Annotated in this window: 19 protein-coding genes; 4 read left to right on the plus strand and 15 right to left on the minus strand. The window is 63.1% G+C overall.

All coding sequences use genetic code 11. The features are described from left to right. Nucleotides 1–133: 133 nt before the first annotated feature. From V1283_RS38620 to murJ, 15 genes are all read right to left on the minus strand, one after another. Complete coding sequence (locus V1283_RS38620; RefSeq protein WP_334391805.1) at nucleotides 134–550, minus strand: helix-turn-helix domain-containing protein; 417 nt, start codon at nucleotides 548–550, stop codon at nucleotides 134–136. A 243-nt stretch (nucleotides 551–793) separates the two neighbouring features. Next, entirely contained in the window at nucleotides 794–2380 is a 1587-nt protein-coding gene (gene lnt / locus V1283_RS38625; protein ID WP_334393331.1) for an apolipoprotein N-acyltransferase, read from the minus strand. A 20-nt stretch (nucleotides 2381–2400) separates the two neighbouring features. After that, nucleotides 2401–3519: a hemolysin family protein gene (locus V1283_RS38630; RefSeq protein ID WP_442895811.1), complete on the minus strand. Its 1119-nt coding sequence runs from the start codon at nucleotides 3517–3519 to the stop codon at nucleotides 2401–2403. Between the two features lies 1 nt (nucleotide 3520). Next, complete coding sequence (ybeY, locus tag V1283_RS38635) at nucleotides 3521–4024, minus strand: rRNA maturation RNase YbeY (protein ID WP_442895812.1); 504 nt, start codon at nucleotides 4022–4024, stop codon at nucleotides 3521–3523. An 83-nt stretch (nucleotides 4025–4107) separates the two neighbouring features. After that, entirely contained in the window at nucleotides 4108–5163 is a 1056-nt protein-coding gene (locus V1283_RS38640) for a PhoH family protein (RefSeq protein ID WP_334391808.1), read from the minus strand. A gap of 4 nt (nucleotides 5164–5167) precedes the next feature. Next, nucleotides 5168–6586, minus strand: coding sequence for a tRNA (N6-isopentenyl adenosine(37)-C2)-methylthiotransferase MiaB (gene miaB / locus V1283_RS38645; protein ID WP_334391809.1), 1419 nt, complete (start codon nucleotides 6584–6586; stop codon nucleotides 5168–5170). Nucleotides 6587–6754: 168 nt separating this feature from the next. After that, nucleotides 6755–8725 carry an ArnT family glycosyltransferase gene (locus tag V1283_RS38650; RefSeq protein ID WP_334391810.1) on the minus strand — a complete coding sequence of 657 codons (1971 nt, stop codon included), beginning with the start codon at nucleotides 8723–8725 and terminating at the stop codon, nucleotides 6755–6757. A gap of 151 nt (nucleotides 8726–8876) precedes the next feature. Continuing rightward, a complete protein-coding gene (locus tag V1283_RS38655; RefSeq protein ID WP_334391811.1) occupies nucleotides 8877–9578 on the minus strand; it encodes an HAD family hydrolase in 702 nt (233 codons plus the stop codon). A 37-nt stretch (nucleotides 9579–9615) separates the two neighbouring features. Then, entirely contained in the window at nucleotides 9616–10065 is a 450-nt protein-coding gene (locus V1283_RS38660) for a Fur family transcriptional regulator (protein WP_334391812.1), read from the minus strand. A gap of 52 nt (nucleotides 10066–10117) precedes the next feature. Then, the gene (gene rimI / locus V1283_RS38665) at nucleotides 10118–10603 is read right to left on the minus strand and encodes a ribosomal protein S18-alanine N-acetyltransferase (RefSeq protein WP_334391813.1); all 486 of its coding nucleotides are present in this window, start codon (nucleotides 10601–10603) and stop codon (nucleotides 10118–10120) included. Beyond that, nucleotides 10600–11304, minus strand: a complete 705-nt coding sequence (tsaB, locus tag V1283_RS38670) for a tRNA (adenosine(37)-N6)-threonylcarbamoyltransferase complex dimerization subunit type 1 TsaB (protein WP_334391814.1) — start codon at nucleotides 11302–11304, stop codon at nucleotides 10600–10602. Before tsaB ends, rimI begins: the two co-directional genes overlap by 4 nt. Nucleotides 11305–11456: 152 nt before the next feature. Beyond that, on the minus strand, nucleotides 11457–12026 hold the full coding sequence (locus tag V1283_RS38675; protein WP_334391815.1) for a NifU family protein: 570 nt from the start codon (nucleotides 12024–12026) through the stop codon (nucleotides 11457–11459). Nucleotides 12027–12142: 116 nt separating this feature from the next. Further along, a complete protein-coding gene (locus V1283_RS38680) occupies nucleotides 12143–12637 on the minus strand; it encodes a universal stress protein (protein ID WP_334391816.1) in 495 nt (164 codons plus the stop codon). Nucleotides 12638–12785: 148 nt separating this feature from the next. Then, on the minus strand, nucleotides 12786–13838 hold the full coding sequence (gene trpS / locus V1283_RS38685; protein ID WP_334391817.1) for a tryptophan--tRNA ligase: 1053 nt from the start codon (nucleotides 13836–13838) through the stop codon (nucleotides 12786–12788). A 218-nt stretch (nucleotides 13839–14056) separates the two neighbouring features. Then, the gene (murJ, locus tag V1283_RS38690; protein WP_334391818.1) at nucleotides 14057–15601 is read right to left on the minus strand and encodes a murein biosynthesis integral membrane protein MurJ; all 1545 of its coding nucleotides are present in this window, start codon (nucleotides 15599–15601) and stop codon (nucleotides 14057–14059) included. Nucleotides 15602–15844: 243 nt separating this feature from the next. On the opposite strand from murJ, the gene V1283_RS38695 reads away from it, so the two are divergent. The 4 genes from V1283_RS38695 (at nucleotide 15845) to V1283_RS38710 (ending at nucleotide 19722) form a co-directional block, all read left to right on the plus strand. Continuing rightward, nucleotides 15845–16846 (plus strand): adenosine kinase, encoded by a 1002-nt coding sequence (locus tag V1283_RS38695; protein WP_334391819.1) that lies wholly within the window; start codon nucleotides 15845–15847, stop codon nucleotides 16844–16846. 158 nt (nucleotides 16847–17004) lie between these two features. Continuing rightward, nucleotides 17005–18546 (plus strand): type I restriction-modification system subunit M, encoded by a 1542-nt coding sequence (locus tag V1283_RS38700; RefSeq protein WP_334391820.1) that lies wholly within the window; start codon nucleotides 17005–17007, stop codon nucleotides 18544–18546. Further along, entirely contained in the window at nucleotides 18543–19055 is a 513-nt protein-coding gene (locus tag V1283_RS38705; RefSeq protein WP_334391821.1) for a restriction endonuclease subunit S, read from the plus strand. The genes V1283_RS38700 and V1283_RS38705 overlap by 4 nt, the downstream gene beginning before the upstream one ends. Continuing rightward, nucleotides 19033–19722 (plus strand): hypothetical protein, encoded by a 690-nt coding sequence (locus V1283_RS38710; RefSeq protein ID WP_334391822.1) that lies wholly within the window; start codon nucleotides 19033–19035, stop codon nucleotides 19720–19722. The genes V1283_RS38705 and V1283_RS38710 overlap by 23 nt, the downstream gene beginning before the upstream one ends. Nucleotides 19723–19724 lie beyond the last annotated feature (2 nt).

Consider the following 19724-nt stretch of genomic DNA (forward strand, 5'->3'; position numbering starts at 1 on the left):
ACGCCGTCATTCCCGGATGCGCAATTGTGGCATTGTGGGCGTGCGCCGTAAGCCCGCCAAGCCGGGCGCCGAAGCACAGGAAATCATGGCATATTCCAGAATACGAAATTATCAAACAGGTAGTTGATAGATGTCAGCGCTGGTCGGGGCCGTCGCGCGACGCGATCTGCTCGACCAGCTCGACGATCGAGCGCCGCATCTTGGAATCGCTGATGCGCGTGAACGCCCGTGTCAGTGCGAGACCCTCTGATGTAGCGAGGAAATCGGACACGTAGGCCGGAGAGGCGCCTTCGGCGAAGCCGTTGCCATTCACCGCGCCGCTCGGCCCGCCGTCGAACAGAAACGACACCGGGACCTGCAATATCTCGGAGATCTGCTGCAGGCGGCTGGCGCCGACCCGGTTAGTGCCTTTTTCGTATTTCTGAACCTGCTGGAAAGTGAGGCCGAGCGCTTCGCCCAGTTTTTCCTGGCTCATCCCCAGCATGATGCGGCGCATCCGGACGCGGCTGCCGACATACTTGTCAACCGGATTGGGCGCTTTGGTGGACATCTGCATCGCTCCTGAGATGGGCGCCGGGAATGAGGCAGCGGAAGACCTGTGCCTCAGGCGCCGGTACCGTCAAATCCTGCTCGGAGGATCGGGTAGAATTGCGGACGATCAGAGCAACGAAGTGACTGGTTGTTGTTTTTCTCTTGCAACCGCAGAAAGCGAATCGCAGGCTGTCTGTCAACTGGTGGAACCGCGCAGTCAGCGTTTTTTAGTAAACCAGTGACAACTTACGATGTGCAAATCTCAGGCAGCGTGCTTTGCGGCGCGGCGTCTGATGACGAACAGCAGGGCGGCCGCCACGATGATGCCGGCCGGGATATCTCCAAGGCGAGCATAAATCGTCGGCGGCAGCGCCGATGGCAGGCTGGCGTCCAGTACGCCTTCGATGCCGAGGCCGAGACGTGCGACAATCCGCCCCAAGGGATCGATCACCGCCGAGATGCCGGTATTGGCGGCGCGCACCATCGGCAGTCCCTCTTCGATGGCGCGCAGCCGCGCCTGCTGCAGGTGCTGGTAGGGACCTGTCGAATTTCCGAACCAGCCGTCATTGGTCAGGTTGACGATCCAGCCGGGGCGGTCATCACGCGCTGCAACATTCCCGGGAAAAATCGCTTCGTAACAAATCAGCGGCAGCGCGCTCGGTGCATTCGGGATCTCAATCGTGCGGCGCTGGGTACCCGGAATGAAGCCGCCATGCACCTTTGTCAGCTGCACGAAGCCGAGCTTTTCCATCCACTCCTGAAACGGCAAATATTCGCCGAACGGGACCAGATGCAGCTTGTCGTAGACCGACAGCACGCCACCGTCATGGTCGATCAGATATATCGAATTGTAGGCGCGGGTGACACGGGCGCCGGGCGGCCCGTCCGGAGCGCGCACCGAGCCGGCCATCAGCACGGTGCCCTTTGGCAGCAACTCGGCGATCTGCGCCATCGCGTCGGCTTCGCGGGTCAGGAAGAACGGGAAAGCCGATTCCGGCCAGATCAGGATCTGCACGTCGCGCACGCCGGTGGATTGCGGTCCCGAAGCGCGGTCGGACAGCGCAAGGTATTTCTGCATCACTTCCGCCTTGGCGGCGTAGTTGAATTTGACGTCCTGCTGCAGGTTCGGCTGCATGATGCGCAGCTTGACCTTGGTCAGCTCGGTCGGCTGCAGCGACAGCCGCACGGCGCCATAGACACCCATCGCTACCAGCAGCGACAGCGCCGCCACCGGCGCGATCCAGGGCTTTCGGCCGCGCGAAGACCCGTCGATCAGCGCCGCCAGGCTGGCAAAGATCGCAACGCTGAGGAAGGTCATGCCCCACAGCCCGATCAGGGATGCCGTCTGCGCCAGCGCCAAGGGCTCCGACAGCGCGTAGCCGTAGGCGTTCCACGGGAAGCCCGAGAGCACATAACCGCGCAGCCATTCGCTGATCGTGAGCCCGACCGCGAGCGCCAGCACCCGCGACGCATCCCGCGTCCAGATCAGGCGCGCCAGCGCAAAGCCGAGTGCCGGGAACAAGGCAAGGTAGGCCGGCAGGCCGAGCACCGCGAACGGCATCAGCCAGGCAAAGGTCGGCGCATCAACCAGAAAGGCGTTGCCGGTCCAGTAGAGCCCGGGCACGAAATAGCCGAGTCCGAACCAGAAGCCCGACATCGCCGCCGCCGGCACACCGCGCCATTTTCCGGCCGCGGCCCCGTCAATCAGCCAGATCGCGACCGGAAAGGTCACAAACAGCACCGGCCAGGCACTGAACGGCGCCATCGCAAGCGCCGACAAGGCGCCCGCGACCAGCGCGATGATCGTGCGCTTCCAGCCCCAGGCCAGAATGATCGAAAGTCCCGCCATGCGGAATTTGCTGGTTGGGATCACTGCGAGCCGGCTCCATCGCCGGGGGGCGGCGGTGTATTGTCATTGGTCGGCGGCACGTTGGTATCGGGCGCGGCCTCGCGGCGGCTTCGCTCGCGCGGCGCACGCGGCACCGGGCGTTCTTTCCGGATCCCGATCCGCAGCCGCTTGACCCGCCGCGGATCGGCATCGAGCACCTCGATCTCGAAATTGCCCGGGCCGGCAATGACCTCGCCGCGCACCGGCAGCCGGCCGACCTGCGCCACCAGGTAGCCGCCCAGCGTCTCGACTTCCTCGCCGGCCTCGCCGGTGACGAATTCCTCGCCGATCATCTTGCGGGCATCCTCGAGGCTGGCGCGGGCGTCAGCGATGAATGCATTGTCGCCCTGCCGGATAATCGACGGCGGCTCGTCGCTGTCATGCTCGTCGTCGATCTCGCCGACGATCTGTTCGACGATGTCCTCGATCGATACCAGCCCGTCGGTGCCGCCATATTCGTCGACCACCAGCGCCAGATGGATGCGCGAGGCCTGCATCTGCGCCAGCAGGTCGATCGCCCGCATCGACGGCGGCACAAACAGCAGTTTGCGGATGATGTTGGCCTCCGCCAGTGGCAATGCGAGATCGACCGCGCGGAGGTCGAGGCCCGCCGGGAACGGCTTCTTGCGCTTCGGCTTGGTGGTGTCGCCGACCCGCGCCTTGGCGGTCATGAACGCCAGGAGGTCGCGGATGTGAACGATGCCTTCGGGGTCGTCCAGCGTTTCGTTGTAGACCACGAGCCGCGAATGCGCCGCGCTTTCGAACAGGCTCATCAGTTCGCCGAGCGGGATATCCCGCTTGACCGCAACGATGTCGGCCCGGTGCACCATCACGTCGGCGATCCGCCGCTCGTTGAGGTCGAGGATGTTGCGCAGCATGGTGCGCTCGATGGCGGAAAAGCCGACCTCGTCCGGCGTGGAAGTGTCGAGCACGACCTGAAGATCGGCGCGGACCGAGCCAGCCTTCCAGCCGAACAGCGTTCGGATCGCCCGCAGCAGCCAGTTTTCGGCGGCCGGGCGCAGCACCTCGCCTTCCTTCACCACCGCCGGCAGATTGGGCGTGTCGCGCGGATTGTCCTGTATTGGGTCGGAGTCCGGCATTTCAGTCCACCCGCTCCCGGTCCGCATAGGGGTCGGGAATGCCGAGCTGGGCGAGAATCTCCCGCTCGAGACCTTCCATGGCTTCGGCGTCGTCGTCCTTCTCGTGGTCGTATCCGATCAGATGCAGGAATCCGTGGATCGCCAGATGGCTAAGGTGATGATCGAACGGCTTCTCTTCGTCATCGGCCTCTTTGCGCGTGGTCTCGTAGGCGATGGCGATATCGCCGAGCATGCGCGGCGCGTCGGCAGGCGCGCCCGCTGTCGGCTGCAGCGCCGGAAACGACAGCACGTTGGTCGGCTTGTCGACGCCGCGCCAGTTGCTGTTGAGCGTGCGGATGCCGGCATCGTCGGTCAGCATGACCGCGATTTCGGCTTCGCCGACATCGGCATCGGCGATTTCGGCCGCGGCATTGATGGCGCGATGGATCACTGCCTCGGCGTCCGGCTCGGTCTGCCAGCAATCGGCGACGACGAGAACCTCGGTGAAGGGAAGGGCGGAAGACACGAGCGTTCCAGCGCTTTGCATTGCAATGTTCGGGTTACGGCCTAGGCCTGCCTGCGGCAGGCCCAGCGCCGACGATTTCTGGGTCAAGATTTGTTGGTTGCCGGTTTTTGCGGCAATCCCTCATAGGCGGCGACGATCCGCGCCACCAGTTCATGGCGGATGACGTCTTCCGCGGTGAATTTCACCTGCGCAATGCCCTCGACCCCGTCCAGCAGCTTGACCGCTTCGGCAAGCCCGGAGGCCTGTCCGTGTGGCAGGTCGACCTGCGACGGATCGCCGGTGATGATCATGCGGCTGTTCTCGCCGAGCCGGGTCAGGAACATCTTCATCTGCATCGACGTGGTGTTCTGCGCTTCGTCCAGGATGATGACGGCGTTGGTCAGCGTGCGGCCGCGCATGAACGCCAGCGGTGCGATCTCGATCTCGCCCGCCTGCAGCGCGCGCTCGACAATGCGCGAATCCATCAAATCGTACAGCGCGTCGTAGATCGGCCTCAAGTAAGGATCGACCTTTTCCCGCAAGTCGCCGGGCAGGAAGCCGAGCCGCTCGCCGGCCTCGACCGCGGGCCGCGACAGGATGATGCGATCGACTTCCTTGCGTTCGAACAATTGCGCTGCATGCGCCACCGCAAGCCACGTCTTGCCGGTGCCGGCCGGGCCGACGCCGAACACCATCTCGTGGCGCTTCAGCGCGCGGATGTAGGAATCCTGCGCCGCCGTGCGAGCGCGCACCGGCCGCTTGCGCAGATTGATGGTCTCGAACGAGGTCTTGGCGGCCTTGGGATCGAATTCGAACAGTGACCCCTGCGCGAGCACGGCGCGGATCGCGCCTTCGACTTCGCCCTGCGAGAGGTCATGTCCCTGCAAGGCCTGTGCATAGAGCGTCTCAAGCACGCGCCGGCCGGCGTCGCAGCCGTCGCGGGAGCCGGCGATGGTGATGTGGTTGCCGCGGGAATCGACGACGATGCCGAGCCGCCGTTCGACCAGCGCCAGGTTTTGTCCGTAGGGGCCGACCAGCGCGGAAGCGGCGCGGTTGTCGTCGAAGTCGATGACGACCTGGGTCTCGGGCGGAATTTGCATGTCGCGGTCAAATTTGCGGCTGGGAGCGAGCGAAGGCGAATCCGATGCGCTTTTTGGCAAGGGTTCAGGCTCCCTGGGTTTCTTGAGAAGGATTGGTCATGGATGAAAGTGTGGATGGTGCGGCATGCGTGGGCGCAGCGGCAAGTTCGCCGAGCAGGCTGTAACGCTCGAGGCTCTCGATTTTGACCGGCAGCACCTGTCCGATGATGTCAGGCGAGGCAAAGACGTGCGCGGGCTGAAGGTACGCGGTGCGGCCGACGATCTGGCCGGGATTGCGCGCGGCGCGTTCGAACAGCACATCGACGGTGTTGCCAATCATGGCCTTGTTGAAGGCCGATTGCTGGCTGTCGATCAATTCCTGAAGCCGCACCAATCGCTCGTCCATTTCAGCCGCTGACACCGTCTCCTGCATGTCCGCCGCCGGCGTGCCGGGCCGCGGCGAATATTTGAACGAATAAGCGCCAGCGTATCCGATTTGCATGACAAGCGCGAGGGTCGCGGCAAATTCTCCCTCGGTTTCGCCGGGGAAGCCGACGATAAAATCCGATGAAAAAGCAATATCTTGGCGGGCGACGCGAAAACGGTCGATGACGCGGCGATAATCATCGGCGGTATGCTTGCGGTTCATGGCCGCCAGGATCCGGTCGGAGCCGGACTGCACCGGAAGATGCACGAACGGCATCAGCGCGGCGAGATCGCGATGGGCTGTGATTAGCGAATCATCGACATCGCGGGGATGGCTGGTGGAGTAGCGCAGCCGAACGATACCCTCGATTTCGGCGAGATGGTGCAGCAGCCTGCCGAGCGGCCAGGTCCGTCCGTCGGGACCTTCGCCGTGATAGGCGTTGACGTTCTGGCCAATGAGCGTGATCTCGCGCACGCCGTTGTCGGCGAGCCGCTTCACGTCGTCGACGATCTTCGCCACCGGGCGCGACACTTCCGCGCCGCGCGTATAGGGCACCACGCAGAAGGTGCAGAATTTATCGCAGCCTTCCTGCACGGTGACGAACGCTGAAATGCCGCGCGCGCGGATCGCCTCCGGTTTTGGTTGTGGCAGGAAGCCGAACTTGTCCTCGACCGGGAATTCGGTCTCCAGCGCACGGCCTTCGTTCTTTGCGCGCGCCAATAGAAGCGGCAGATGATGGTAGCTCTGCGGCCCGACCACGACGTCGACAACAGGCGCGCGACGGATGATCTCCGCACCCTCGGCCTGCGCAACGCAGCCCGCCACCGCGATGCGCATATCGCGCCCGTTGCGTGCAGCTTCATCCTTGGCGACGCGCAGCCGCCCAAGTTCGGAGTAGACCTTTTCGGAAGCCTTTTCGCGGATGTGGCAGGTGTTGAGGATCACCAGGTCCGCATCCTCAGCGCTGGCTGTTTCGACAAAGCCCTCCGGAGCCAGCGTGTCCACCATGCGTTGCGCATCGTAGACGTTCATCTGGCAGCCATAGGACTTGATATGCAGCTTGCGCGGCGGCTTCATGGAACCTTGAGTGCTGGTGGAAATGGCGCCCTAACGGCGGCTCGCGCTCAAATATAGCCTAAATGGCCAAAAAGCCAGCGTTTGAGCCCGTCATTCCAGGGCGCGAAGCGAACCCGGAATCTCGAGATTCCGGGTTCGATGCTGGCGCATCGCCCTGGAATGACAGGCTCAGTTCGCCTTGTCCCACAAATCGAACAGTTCGGGCGGCGGAACCTCCACCCAGTCATTGCCGAGGTTGATGCGGTAGGGTGTGCTGCTCGAAGCCCCCGACAGCCGCCACAGTTTCGGATCGACCGGGCGGCCATTGGCGCGCACCCATCGCGCGATCGGATCGAGCGCCGCGGCCTGCTTGGCCGGGGCCAGGGTAAATCCGCCAAGCATGACGAAGCGCAGTTGCCTGTCCGAGGCCAGTTTTTCGATGTCCGAAGGCGTCAGAATCGGATCGTCACCGAGATAGCCGCCGATTGCCATGACGGGCAGGCCGGTCGAGATAATGAGCGGCGCGGCGACGTTGGCGTTGGGAACCGCGACAAGAAACCTTGCGGCCTCGCGATTGCCGATCAGGTAGTCGGTGAGTTTTTGGCGGGCGGCGTCCAGCCGCGATGTCCGCAATGCCTGACGGTCTGTATCCGATGGCGCGAGCAAAGCGGCCATGTTGGCGACCGGCGCCGCGACATTCGGGCGCCTCAGAACGACGCTCGCGGTGGTCAGGATCGGCGGAACGAGCAGCGCGCCGATGGAAGCGACTGCGAACAGTTTCGCGAATCTGCTGTCCTGCTCGGGCAATACATGGAGGGCGCCGGCGCAAATCGTGGCGATCCCGATCGACGTCAGCCATGTCAGGCTGAGCCAATCGGATCCGATCGCCGTTGACTGCGCCATGCAGAGATAGAACTGCCAGCAGGCCGTCGCCACGATCATCAGCGGCAGATATATCCGGCCTGGCTTGCCCGCTTTCCACCTCGACCATAGCCCGGCGATTGCGATGCCGGAAAAAACGGCGAGCGGCGGACCAAGCACGGCGACGTAGTAGGTGTGGATCGATCCGCCCGCAAAGCTGAGCACGATCCAGTACATCACGAGCCAGCCGGTCCACACGCCGGCGCCGATGCGGCGCGACACGGGTGCGCCCGGACTTCCTGCGTCCGACCAGGCGAGAACAAGGCCCGCGAGTGCGAGCGGAAGCAGCCAGGCGAACTGTGCCGCCGCCCGCGGCCGAAACAGGCGGAGCGGGCCCGTCGGCGAGTTGTCGGTCATAACGGGCTGCCGGACCTCCGTGTGTGCCGGCGCGGTTTCGCCGGAGGCGACGGGCGAGGAGATGGCCGGATTGGCTGTGGGCGCGGCCATCGCAACGAAGCGGGCCGCGCCATTATGCACCAAAGCAAGCTCCAGCATGGAATTGTGTTTGGTGCTGCCCGCATAGGGTCGGTCCCGGGCCGGCGTGAGATCGAAGAAGATCGCCCATGACAGCGAGACGGCAACGAGGACGATGCCCGCGATGGCTTGTCGCCCGAGATGCCAGGCGACGGGAGCATCCAGCCGGGCGAGGCTGAACGTGAGCGCCAGCACCGGAGCCAATACCAGCGCAGCGCCCATCTTGATGTTGAAGCCGACGCCGATCGCGGCCATCGCGGCGCAAAGCATCGCGAGCCGGCCGGTTTCGGCTGCCCGCATCCCCAGCCACGCAGCGGTCAGCAGCGCCAGGATGAGACAGCTATCGGTATTGTTGGAACGGTCGACGGCAACATTGACCGGGCTGAGCGCGAGCGCCAGCGCGCCGATAGCGGCCGCCGTCCCGCCCCAATATTTCCGCACCAGCGCGTAAACGATCAGCACTGCGGCCAATCCCGCCATCACCTGGGCGAGCAGGATCGAAAGCGCTGAAAAACCCAACAGCTTTGCGCTGGCGACCTGCAGCCAGATCGCCACGGGCGGCTTGTCGATGGAAACAAAGCCGGCGGGATCGAACGCGTTGAACAGGAAATTGTGCCAGCTCTCCAGCATGCTGCGCACGCCCGCGGCGTAGTACTGCCTTCCAAGATCGTTCTGCGAAAGCTGCCAGGTTCGCGCCAGCACCGCCACCGCCGCAACGAGCGTGAGCGGCAAGCCCGCCTTCAACATCAAGGCTGCTTTCGACATCTGGCTGTCAGGCGATTTCAGAATGCGCCGCTCCCTCGCGCACGTTTACCGCAAAACTATCAGCTGCGGGCTTCGCGGCCAGTTAACTCGCGGCAAGATTGTTTGATCTGATGCCGGAAGCGACGTCGGACTTCAACGATGCGGTGCGAATCTAGTCGGCCTTTCGACCAGCCCGCGCAATCAGCTCGGGCAGCGTTCGCATATCGCCGAAGGTCACCGCGGCGCCGGCGGCACGCAGCAACTCGGCATGGCCCGGCTGACAATGGCTGCCGCCGTGGAAACCGAGCACAGTCATCCCGGCGGCGCGCCCGCCGGTGACACCGGGAACGCTGTCCTCGATCACCAGGCACTGGGCCGGTTGCACCTTCATCTGTTCGGCGGCGAACAGAAACAGATCGGGCGCCGGCTTGCCGCGGTCGACCTGGGTCGCGGAGAAAATATGCGGCGCGAGCTGGTCGTAGAGGCCGGCGCAGGTGAGGCCGTGGCGAATCTTTTCGGGCGTTCCGCTGGAAGCCACGCATTTGGGCAGGCGTATTGCGCCAATTGCGTCGCTGACATGCGCGATCGCCTGCAAATCGCCCTCGTAAAATTTCAGCGTCGCCGCCTTCACCTGTTGTTCGAAGTCATCAGGCAGTTTCCGGTCGATCTCGCGTTCGATCGATCGGCGTGCCTCGCGGTCAGACACGCCGAGAAAGCGCACCAGCACCTGTTCGGCCGTGATCGGATAGCCGTGACGCGTCAACGTCTCCGCATGGGCGCGGCATGAAATGACTTCGCTGTCGACCAGAACGCCGTCGCAGTCGAAGATGACCAGATCGAAATTTGGATTCTTGCCTTGATGCGTTTTCTTCACGCGAACCGGTCCCCACTTCGCTCGAAAACGCGATCGATCAGGTTTTGTCTTCGTCGAGCGGGACGCAGTACAGTTCCAGCCGGTGATCGACCAGCTTGTAGCCGAGCTTGCGGGCGATCTCGGCCTGCAGTTTCTCGATCTCCTCGGAGGTGAACTCGATCACCTTGCCGTCGCGCAGATTGATCAGGTGGTCGTGGTGGCTGTCGGGCATCTGTTCATAGCGCGCCCGCCCCTCGCGGAAATCGTGCCGCTCGATGATTCCGGCATCCTCGAACAGCTTTACGGTGCGGTACACCGTCGAGATCGAAATCTTGTCGTCGACCGCGACACAGCGCCGGTAGAGTTCCTCGACGTCTGGATGATCGACCGAATCTGCCAGCACGCGCGCGATCACGCGGCGCTGTTCGGTCATGCGCATGCCGGTAGCGGCGCAGCGTGCCTCGATGCCGGTATTCTTGTGCGCAGACGGGGATTTCAGTGCGGGCATGGTCTCAGGGCCTTCGGACGCAGGTCGGGGGTCTTTTGCCACCCAGCGCATATTACGACAAGTCACGCCGCATCAGAAGTGCATTCAATTGCTCCCCGCCGGGTTGCTGATAATAGCGCTCCCGGCGGCCAACGACCTCAAATCCGGCCCATTCATAAAGACGCCGCGCCGGCTGATTATTTTCTTCGACCTCGAGGAACACCTTGCGTACGCCGCGGCCCGCGAGATGACCAAGATGTGTCAGCAACAGGTCGCGCGACAAGCCACGGCCCCGTTGGGTCGCATCGATGGCGATCGACAATAACTCCGCCTCGTCAGCCGCCATGCGCGACACCGCAAAGCCGATGATCCTGCGCGCCTGTCTCAGTCGGTGAACGAGCGTATTGCGCTCGGTCAGCATGACCTCGAATTCGCCTTCGCCCCAGCCGCGGTGAAACGATGCGCCATGCAGTTGCGCCAGACGCGCCGCGTCGCGCAGGCTGGCCGATTCGATCACGGCCGTGCCGCCGTTCCACCATTCGGAGAACCAATTCATCATGATGATGCTGGTGGCTGCGAAGCGCCGGACAGCGGATCCTTCGGCGGCTTGGCATCGGGCGCGCGCAGATAATAGGGCCGCGCCGGTGCGCTCTCGGGATTGACGGCGGCGCCCAGCCACGCCACCCAGGCGATATCGGGCGCTGCCTGCTGATCGATCTTGAAGGGTGGCGCGGCATCGGCCGGCCAGCGGTCGGCCAGAATCCTTGCCGCATTGCCGACCAGATATGGCGCACCGAAGCGCGCCGCGTCGAGCGCTTCGGTGATCGGCGCGACCTTCGGCTTGATCAATGAACTGCCGTCGCCGCCGAGCACCTGGAAATAGATATGATCATGCCGCGCATCGATCGCGGCGAGGACAGGATGAGGTTCGCGATTCTCGCTGACGATGGGGGCGCCAAACGCGGTCAGTGTCGTTACGCCGACGACCGGCTTGCCGGCGGCGAGCGCGATGCCGCGCGCGGCGGAAAGGCCGACGCGCAATCCGGTAAAGCTGCCGGGACCGGTGGTCGCAGCGATGCGGTCGAGCGCGGCAAAGGCAACGCCTGACGCCTTCATCGTGCGCGCGATCAGCGGCATCAGGGCTTCGGCATGACCGCGCTTCATCGCCTGCGATTCCTGCGCGATGACGCCGCCTGCGCTGGTGTCGAGCACGGCCGCGGCGCAGGCATCAAGCGCGGTATCGATGGCGAGGATTAACATGGGGGGAGATATAGCAGACGCGCAATCATCCCGTCATGTCTTGCGGCGTAGCGTTCGCTGCTGTCATTCCGGGGCGATGCAACGCATCGAGCCCGGAATCTCGAGATTCCGGGTCTGGTCCTTCGGACCATCCCGGAATGACGGACGCACAATTACATCGGCCGGACTTCGACCACGTCGGGCACGAAATGCTTCAGCAGATTCTGGATGCCGTGCTGCAACGTCGCCGTGGATGACGGGCAGCCGGCGCAGGAACCTTTCATGTTGAGATAGACGACACCGTCCTTGAAGCCGCGGAAGGTGATGTCGCCGCCGTCATTGGCGACAGCAGGCCGCACCCGCGTCTCGATCAGATCCTTGATGGTCGCCACCGTCTCGGCATCTTGCTCGTTGAAGAACTCGCCTTCCTCGTCGGTCGCCTCGTCATTGCCGGCGGTGCCGTCCGCGAGCAGCGGCGCGCCCGACATGTAGTGCTCCATGATCGCGCCGAGGATCGCGGGCTTGAGGTGCTGCCAGTCGCCGTCCACCTTGGTCACGGTGACGAAATCGTAGCCGTAGAACACGCTCGAGATGCCGGGCACGCCGAACAGGCGCTCGGCGAGCGGGGAGCGGGCGGCGGCTTCGCGGTTGGCGAATTCCATCGTGCCGGTGTCGAGCACGGTGCGGCCCGGAATGAATTTCAGGGTGGCGGGATTGGGCGTGGCTTCGGTCTGAATGAACATGGTTTTTCTCCGGCGTCGCCGGTTCAAGGCCGGCGCGTGGGCTTCCCTTAGCAGATGGCGACCGCCAACGCACGGTCAAGGGGCGCAAGGCAGCAATTCCGCAGGCAGATCAAGCCCTAAGACAGCCCGTCGATGTCGGAATCGGTGAGATCGCCGGAAACGATGGTGATCGGAATCGGGAAGGAACCCGCGGCCTGGGCCATCATGCTGATCAGCGGGCCGGGGCCTTCGGGGCCGGGATTGGCCGCCAGCACCAGCATCGAAATATCGACGTCCTTGTCGATCACGTCGAGGATCTGGGTGGTCGGATCGCCCTCGCGAATCACCCGCTCCGGCGTGATCGCGGCAATGCCGTTGGCGCGGCCGGAGGCGCGGTCGAGCGCCTCGTTGGCGGCATCCTCGGCCTCGGCGCGCATGATGTCGGCGACCCCCAGCCATTGCTGGTTCTGGTCCTCGATTTCGATGATGCGCAGCATCACCACCCCGCCGCCGACGCGAATCGCCCAGCGGCTGGCGTAGTACACCGCGCGGTCCCACTCCGCGGTGTCGTCAACAATGACAAGGCATTTTGGCTTATGACCCGTCTCGTAGCTTCGTCGCTGGGTGGTCATGCATGTCCCGGTGCTGCGCCAAACCGACGCATGCTGCCACGGCGCAGCTATCTTCGACAAGCGGCGTCGCTGTTGCGACGCAGCTAGCGAGCGGTAGTTTTTGTTTTGACGCGTTTTCCTTACGCGAACCGGGGCCCACTTCGCTCGCTTAGTTCTTTCGGATGAAGCCGACGATGTCCTTGGCCTTGTTCATGGTTTCTGCGGCGATCGCCTGCGCACGCTCGGCGCCGTCGATCAGGATACCATCGACGTGACCGGGATCGGCGACCAGCCGCTTCATCTCGGAAGCGATCGGCGCGAGTTTTGCGACGCAAAGTTCCACCAGCGCGTTCTTGAAGCTGGAGAACTGTCCGCCGCCGAATTCCTTCAAAACGTCGGCCTTGCTGCGCTCGGAAAGCGCCGCATAGATGCCGACGAGGTTGTCGGCCTCGGGCCGGTTCTCCAAGCCCTTTTCTTCCGACGGCAACGGTTCCGGATCGGTCTTCGCCTTGCGGATTTTCTGCGCGATGGTGTCGGCGTCGTCGGTCAGGTTGATACGCGAATTGTCCGAGGCGTCCGACTTCGACATCTTCTTGGTGCCGTCGCGTAAGGACATCACCCGAGTTGCCGGCCCCGTGATCAGCGGTTCCGGCAGTGGGAAGAACATGCCGTCATTGGCGCCGTGGCCGCGGATCGAATCGGCAAAGTCGTTGTTGAATTTTTGCGCGATGTCGCGCGACAGTTCCAGATGCTGCTTCTGGTCCTCGCCAACAGGCACATGCGTGGCGCGATAGAGCAGGATGTCGGCCGCCATCAGCACCGGATAGTCATAGAGACCCACCGACGCGTTCTCGCGGTCCTTGCCGGCCTTCTCCTTGAACTGCGTCATGCGGCTGAGCCAGCCGACGCGCGCGACGCAGTTGAAGATCCAGGCAAGCTCGGCGTGGCCGGAAACCTGGCTCTGGTTGAACACGATATGCTTCTTCGGGTCGATGCCGGCGGCGATGAAGGCAGCCGTCACCTCGCGGGTATTGCGCGCGAGCTCGGCCGGGCCACCCCAGACGTCGACCCCTTGCGTGATCGCGTGCATGTCGACGACGCAATAGATGCAGTCATGGGTTTCCTGCATCTTCACGAAATTGACGATCGCGCCGAGGTAATTGCCGAGATGCAGATTACCGGTCGGCTGGACGCCGGAAAAAACCTTTTCAACAAAAGCCATAGTCAGCTTCCCCAAGGATCCTGTATCGGATGCCTGTTTCGCGCTGTCGTTTGCCACGCAGGGGCTATTCGCGCAAGCCGCTAGATGCATCCGCGCAGCCGTCATCCTGAGGTGCGAGCGCAGCGAGCCTCGAAGGATGGGCCGCGGGCTGTACATCCTTCGAGGCGCGCAAGAGCGCGCACCTCAGGATGACGGATTTAGCTAAAAGTCATCATGCTCTATCGCCCGGATTGCCTGATGGCGTTAACCGCGTCGCGCCACCCGGCGACGCCGAAAAGCCGCAGAAGCAGGCCGTAGATCGCGATCCCCGCCGATATCACCGCCAGCAGCAGGACGGCCTGCACGAGACCGTGTGCGCCCGCGCTGAGCGCCGCCATCGACCGCGTTGCCAGCCACAGCAGCGCGCCCATGGCGAGCGCGGATAGCACGATGCGCGGCAGCCGCCGCCGTGCTTCCGTATCGATCGAGAACCCAAAAGTCTCTGCGCCGCGGCGGATCAGGCTGAACGCCATGCTCCACGCGCCAAGCGCAATGGCGGCTGCGATGCCGTCGGCGCCATACCAGTGGCTGAGCAGGAAGGCCGCCGCAATCGCCAGCACCACGCCTTTCAGCGCTGACACCAGCGGCGTCATCGTATCCTCGCGCGCGAAGAACGCCGGCGACAGCGCCTTCACCAGCACATGCGCAGGCAGCGCCAGTGTCAGCCACATCAGCGCACGCGCCGTCGCCGCGGTATCTGCGGCGGTGAAGGCGCCGTGCTCGAACAACAGCCGCACGATCGGCTCGCTGAGCACCAACAGGCCGAGTGTGGCCGGCAGCGCCAGTCCGACGGCGAGTTCGAGACCGCGCGATTCCGCATGCGCAACGCCGGTGCGGTCATCGCCGCGCAAGGCGCGCGTCAGTTCCGGGATCAGCACCGTGCCCATGGCGACGCCGACAATGCCGAGCGGCAATTCGACCAGCCGGTTGGCGAAATAGAGCCATGACACCGCCGACGGCGAGGACGAGGCGATGATCGCGCCGGCCACCATCAGCAATTGCGGTGCGCTCGAGGCCATCATGCCGGGCACCGCCTTACCGAGAAAACCGCGTATTTCCTTGTCGAACGAAACCCGAAGGGGCGTTGCGATGCTCTCGCCACGGCGCAGCACCAGCACCGATAGCTGAAGCAAGCCGGCAATGCCCACGGTCGCGGCGACGATCTGCGCGGCTTGCACCGCATCCGGCCGCAGGGCGAGCAATACGACCATCGCCGCGATCAGCGCGATGTTGAACAGCAGCGGCGAAAACGCCGTCAGCGCGAAGCGGCCTTGCGCGTTCAACAGCGCCATCATCACGGTTACTGGCCCGGCAAAGGCCAGGTACGGCAGCATCAGGCGTGCATTGTCTGTGGCGAGCTGCAGCGTCTCGCGCCCGGCAAATCCCGGCGCCAGCGCCGCGATCACAAACGGCATCAGCAACGCGAGCAACGCCGTGGCTGTGATCAACGCCACGGTGATGGTGCCGAGCACGCGGCCGGCAAACGCCGCCGCTGCCGTCACCCCATCGGCCTCACGCACGCGCAGCCATGCCGGCACCAGCGCCGCATTCAGCCCGCCCTCGGTCAACAGCCGCCGCACCACGTTGACCAGCTGAAACGCGGCCAGGAACGCATCCGCGACCGGCCCAGCGCCGAGCAGCGCGGCGAGCGCCGAATCGCGCACGAACCCAAGCAGCCGCGAGGCCAGCGTTCCCGTCGATACCGTGAGAAAGGAGCGGATCATTGCCGGGCTGTATAGCAGTAGCCCTGCTTGCTGGCAGTAGTCCCGTCATCCTGAGGAGCGCGAAGCGCGTCTCGAAGGATGCGCGGCCCGGACGGTGGCCGTACATCCTTCGAGGCTCGCTCCGCTCGCACCTCAGGATGACGGGGTAGGTAGCCTTGCTGGCGCGGGGCCGATCTGGTAGGCCGCAGCCTTCTTGGCCGCGCTCGGCTTCTTCGCGCAAACAGCCGTAAACAGGACGGATGAATGACTGACGCAAAATACGACGTTCTCGGGATCGGCAATGCGATTTTCGACGTACTGGTGCAGACCGATGAGGGATTTCTGGCGCGCCACGGCATGACCAAGGGCGGCATGGCGCTGATCGACGAGGCCCGCGCCGCCGCCATCTACAAGGACATGGGCCCTGCGACCGAAATGAGCGGCGGCTCCGGCGCCAACACCATCGTCGGCGTCGCCGGTTTCGGCGCCCGCGCGGCTTTCATCGGCAAGGTCAAGGCCGACCAGATCGGCGCCCTCTACGCCCACGATATCCGCGCCGCCGGCGTCGCCTTCGAGACGAAAGCCGCCACCGCCGGCCCCGCCACCGGCTGCTCCTACATCCTGGTAACGCCGGACGGCGAGCGCACCATGAACACCTATCTCGGCGCCGCGCAGGATCTCAACCCATCCGACATCGACGACGCGCAGATCGCGGCTTCCAGCATCGTCTATCTCGAAGGCTATCTCTGGGATCCGAAGAACGCCAAGGAAGCCTTCGTCAAGGCCGCGACGATCGCACATGGCGCCGGCCGCCAGGTGGCGCTGACGCTGTCGGATTCGTTCTGCGTGGATCGTTATCGCGACGAGTTTCTCGACCTGATGCGCAAGGACACGGTCGATCTCGTGTTCGCCAACGAGGCCGAGCTGCACTCGCTGTACCAGACCTCGGATTTCGACATCGCGCTGAAGCAGTTCCGTGCCGATGCCAAACTCGGCATCGTCACCCGCAGCGAAAAGGGCTGCGTGGTGGCGGCGAAGGACGGCGTTGTCGCGGTGCCGGCGTTCCCGATTCAAAAGCTCGTGGACACCACCGGCGCCGGCGACCTGTTCGCCGCAGGCTTCCTGTTCGGCCTCGTCCGCAACGCAGGACATGAAAACGCCGGCCGACTTGGCGCGCTGGCCGCGGCGGAGGTGATCCAGCACATCGGGGCAAGGCCGCAGGTGTCGCTGAAGGAACTGGCGGGGCAGAACGGGCTGCCGGTGTGAGCCCCAGCCTCCCCACCGTCATGGCCGGGCTTGACCAGGCTTGACCCGGCCATCCACGTCTTTTTCTGGGTTGCTGAACTAACGTCCGATAGCCAGCCGCTTCGTTTTCCATCGGACATTTGCTATGCAACCCGTGAGACGTTTCTCGCGGGGGCTGCATGCTGACAGGTGAACTTCGCTCCAGGATCGACGGGGTATGGAACGCGTTCTGGGCGGGCGGCATCGCCAATCCGCTCGAGGTGATCGAACAGATTACCTACCTGCTTTTCATGCGCGGGCTGGACGACGCCCATACGCTCGAGGAGCGCAAGGCCAATCGCCTCGGCAAGCCGATGGAACGGCGCATTTTCCCGACCGGCAAGGACAAGATCGGCAAGAACGGTGGCGTTGCCTATGAGGAGATGCGCTGGTCCAAGCTGAAGAACAAGGACCCGGCGACGATGTTCGAAATCGTCTCCGAACACGTCTTTCCGTTCCTGCGCAACATGGCCGAGGCCGGCACCGCGCACGCCACCCACATGAAGGGTGCGCGCTTCACCATCCCGACGCCGGCGCTGCTCGCCAAGGTGGTCGACCTTCTCGCCGAAATCCCGATGGAAGATCGCGACACCAAGGGCGATCTCTACGAATACATGCTGTCGAAGATCGCGACCGCCGGGCAGAACGGCCAGTTCCGCACGCCGCGCCACATCATCGCGCTGATGGTCGAAATGATGGCGCCAGGGCCGAAGGACATCATCGTCGATCCTGCCTGCGGCACCTGCGGCTTCCTGGTCGCAGCCGGCGAATATCTGCGCGAGAACCATCCGAAGCTGTTCCACGAAAAGGCAAGCCGCGATCATTTCAACGAGGAGATGTTCCACGGCTTCGATTTCGACGGCACGATGCTGCGCATCGGCTCGATGAACATGACGCTGCATGGCGTCGAGGATCCGGATATCCGCTATAAGGATTCGCTGGCGCAGGAACACGCCAGCGATGCAGATCGCTATAGCCTTGTGCTGGCCAATCCGCCGTTCGCAGGCTCGCTCGACTACGAGACGACGGCGAAGGATTTGCGCGCGATCGTCAAGACCAAGAAGACCGAGCTTCTGTTCATGGCGCTGTTCCTGAAGCTCTTGAAGCCCGGCGGACGTGCGGCGGTGATCGTGCCGGATGGCGTGCTGTTCGGCTCTTCGACGGCGCACAAAGCGATCCGCAAAATGCTGGTGGAGGATCACAAGCTGGATGGCATCGTGAAGCTGCCCTCGGGCGTGTTCCGGCCCTACGCCGGCGTGTCCACGGCGATCGTGCTGTTCACCAAGACGAACTCCGGCGGAACCGATCACGTCTGGTTCTACGATTGTCAGGCCGACGGGTTCTCCCTGGACGATAAGCGTAACGCACTGCTACCGACAGAGAAGATAGGGCCAAGGGCAAAGCTTGGCGATGACGAGCGCGAGAGGAATAATCTGCCAGATATCACTGCCCGTTGGCAGCAACGTAGCGCCGCCGAACGTAAACGTCCGCGGACGGCGCCGAGCTTTTGCGTGCCTAAGGTTGAGATTGCGGCGGCGGGCTATGATCTGTCGATCAATCGCTACAAGGAAGTAATTCACGAAGCGGCCGAACATCGGTCACCGAAGGAGATCATTATGGAGTTGAAGGCGCTGGAGCAGGATATTGCCAAGGAGTTGGACGAATTGGAGTCGATGTTGTGACCTGGGCAATCGCCACGCTTGGCGATGTATGCGACATCGTCTCCGGTGCAACGCCTCGAACGTCAGAGGAGAAATTCTGGGGCGGCAATGTTCTCTGGACAACGCCGAAGGATTTGAGCGAACTTGACGGGGCCTATCTTGAGAGGCCGCCTCGGACGATTACTGAGGAAGGTCTTAAGAGCTGTGCTGCATCTCTCCTGCCTGAGAATTCTGTTCTCCTAAGCTCGCGTGCTCCGATTGGACTGGTTGCTATCAACGCCGTGCCGATGGCAACAAACCAAGGGTTCAAGAGCCTGGTGCCGGATCGTCGCAGAGTCGATAGTAAATTCCTGTTCCACTGGCTCAGATCGAAAACCACCTTTTTGCAGAGCCTCGGGAACGGTGCGACGTTTAAGGAAATCTCTAAAGGGGTCGTTGAAAGGATAGAAATCCCGCTCCCTCCCCTCGCTGAGCAGCGACGGATTTCAGCGATTCTGGACAAGGCGGATGCGCTACGGCGCAAGCCGTAAAAGCGCCCTTGAACTGTTCGACAGTCTCGCTCAGTCGATCTTTCTTGAAATGTTTGGATCGCTTAGTTCGAATTCTCATCGATGGCTCAGCGCCAGTATCGCCGACGCCTGTGGATTGATCGTTGACTGCGTGAACAGAACAGCTCCGATTGTGGATTATAAAACATCTTACAAGATGCTTAGAACCACAAACGTTAGGAATGGTAGAGTAGACGTTGATAACGTTCGATACGTAACTAAGGATACATTTAAAATATGGAATCGCAGAGCAACTCCTCGGAAGGGAGATGTTCTATTGACACGTGAGGCTCCGGTGGGAGCTGTTGGCAAGCTTGTAACGGACGACCAAGTCTTTCTTGGTCAAAGATTGATGTTATACCGCCCTAAGCAGCGGGTCATGACTTCCGATTTTTTGGTTTGGTCATTTGCCGACAAGTATCTGCGCGATCAATTCGACCGCATGGGGTCCGGTTCGACAGTTAAGCACCTACCGCTCCCAGCCTGTCGCGCCTTCGAGGTACGGTTGCCTCCCATAATGCTCCAGGAGCGATTTTCTGAACGGATAAGCCGCCTGGAGGCCGCCAAATCTCTCGCTATCGAACAGAATTCGCAAGTATCCAACATCTTCTCCTCCCTCCAATCCCGCGCCTTCTCCGGGCAGCTCTAGCC

The organism is Bradyrhizobium sp. AZCC 2262, assembly GCF_036924535.1.
Taxonomy (GTDB): domain Bacteria; phylum Pseudomonadota; class Alphaproteobacteria; order Rhizobiales; family Xanthobacteraceae; genus Bradyrhizobium.

Coding starts and splice junctions, on each gene's coding strand:
- V1283_RS38620 (WP_334391805.1), bottom strand. CDS start 550: ATGTCCACCAAAGCGCCCAATCCGGTTGACAAGTATGTCGGCAGCCGC.
- lnt (WP_334393331.1), bottom strand. CDS start 2,380: ATGGCGGGACTTTCGATCATTCTGGCCTGGGGCTGGAAGCGCACGATC.
- V1283_RS38630 (WP_442895811.1), bottom strand. CDS start 3,519: ATGCCGGACTCCGACCCAATACAGGACAATCCGCGCGACACGCCCAAT.
- miaB (WP_334391809.1), bottom strand. CDS start 6,586: ATGAAGCCGCCGCGCAAGCTGCATATCAAGTCCTATGGCTGCCAGATG.
- V1283_RS38650 (WP_334391810.1), bottom strand. CDS start 8,725: ATGTCGAAAGCAGCCTTGATGTTGAAGGCGGGCTTGCCGCTCACGCTC.
- V1283_RS38660 (WP_334391812.1), bottom strand. CDS start 10,065: ATGCCCGCACTGAAATCCCCGTCTGCGCACAAGAATACCGGCATCGAG.
- rimI (WP_334391813.1), bottom strand. CDS start 10,603: ATGATGAATTGGTTCTCCGAATGGTGGAACGGCGGCACGGCCGTGATC.
- tsaB (WP_334391814.1), bottom strand. CDS start 11,304: ATGTTAATCCTCGCCATCGATACCGCGCTTGATGCCTGCGCCGCGGCC.
- V1283_RS38675 (WP_334391815.1), bottom strand. CDS start 12,026: ATGTTCATTCAGACCGAAGCCACGCCCAATCCCGCCACCCTGAAATTC.
- V1283_RS38680 (WP_334391816.1), bottom strand. CDS start 12,637: ATGACCACCCAGCGACGAAGCTACGAGACGGGTCATAAGCCAAAATGC.
- trpS (WP_334391817.1), bottom strand. CDS start 13,838: ATGGCTTTTGTTGAAAAGGTTTTTTCCGGCGTCCAGCCGACCGGTAAT.
- murJ (WP_334391818.1), bottom strand. CDS start 15,601: ATGATCCGCTCCTTTCTCACGGTATCGACGGGAACGCTGGCCTCGCGG.
- V1283_RS38695 (WP_334391819.1), top strand. CDS start 15,845: ATGACTGACGCAAAATACGACGTTCTCGGGATCGGCAATGCGATTTTC.
- V1283_RS38700 (WP_334391820.1), top strand. CDS start 17,005: ATGCTGACAGGTGAACTTCGCTCCAGGATCGACGGGGTATGGAACGCG.
- V1283_RS38710 (WP_334391822.1), top strand. CDS start 19,033: ATGCGCTACGGCGCAAGCCGTAAAAGCGCCCTTGAACTGTTCGACAGT.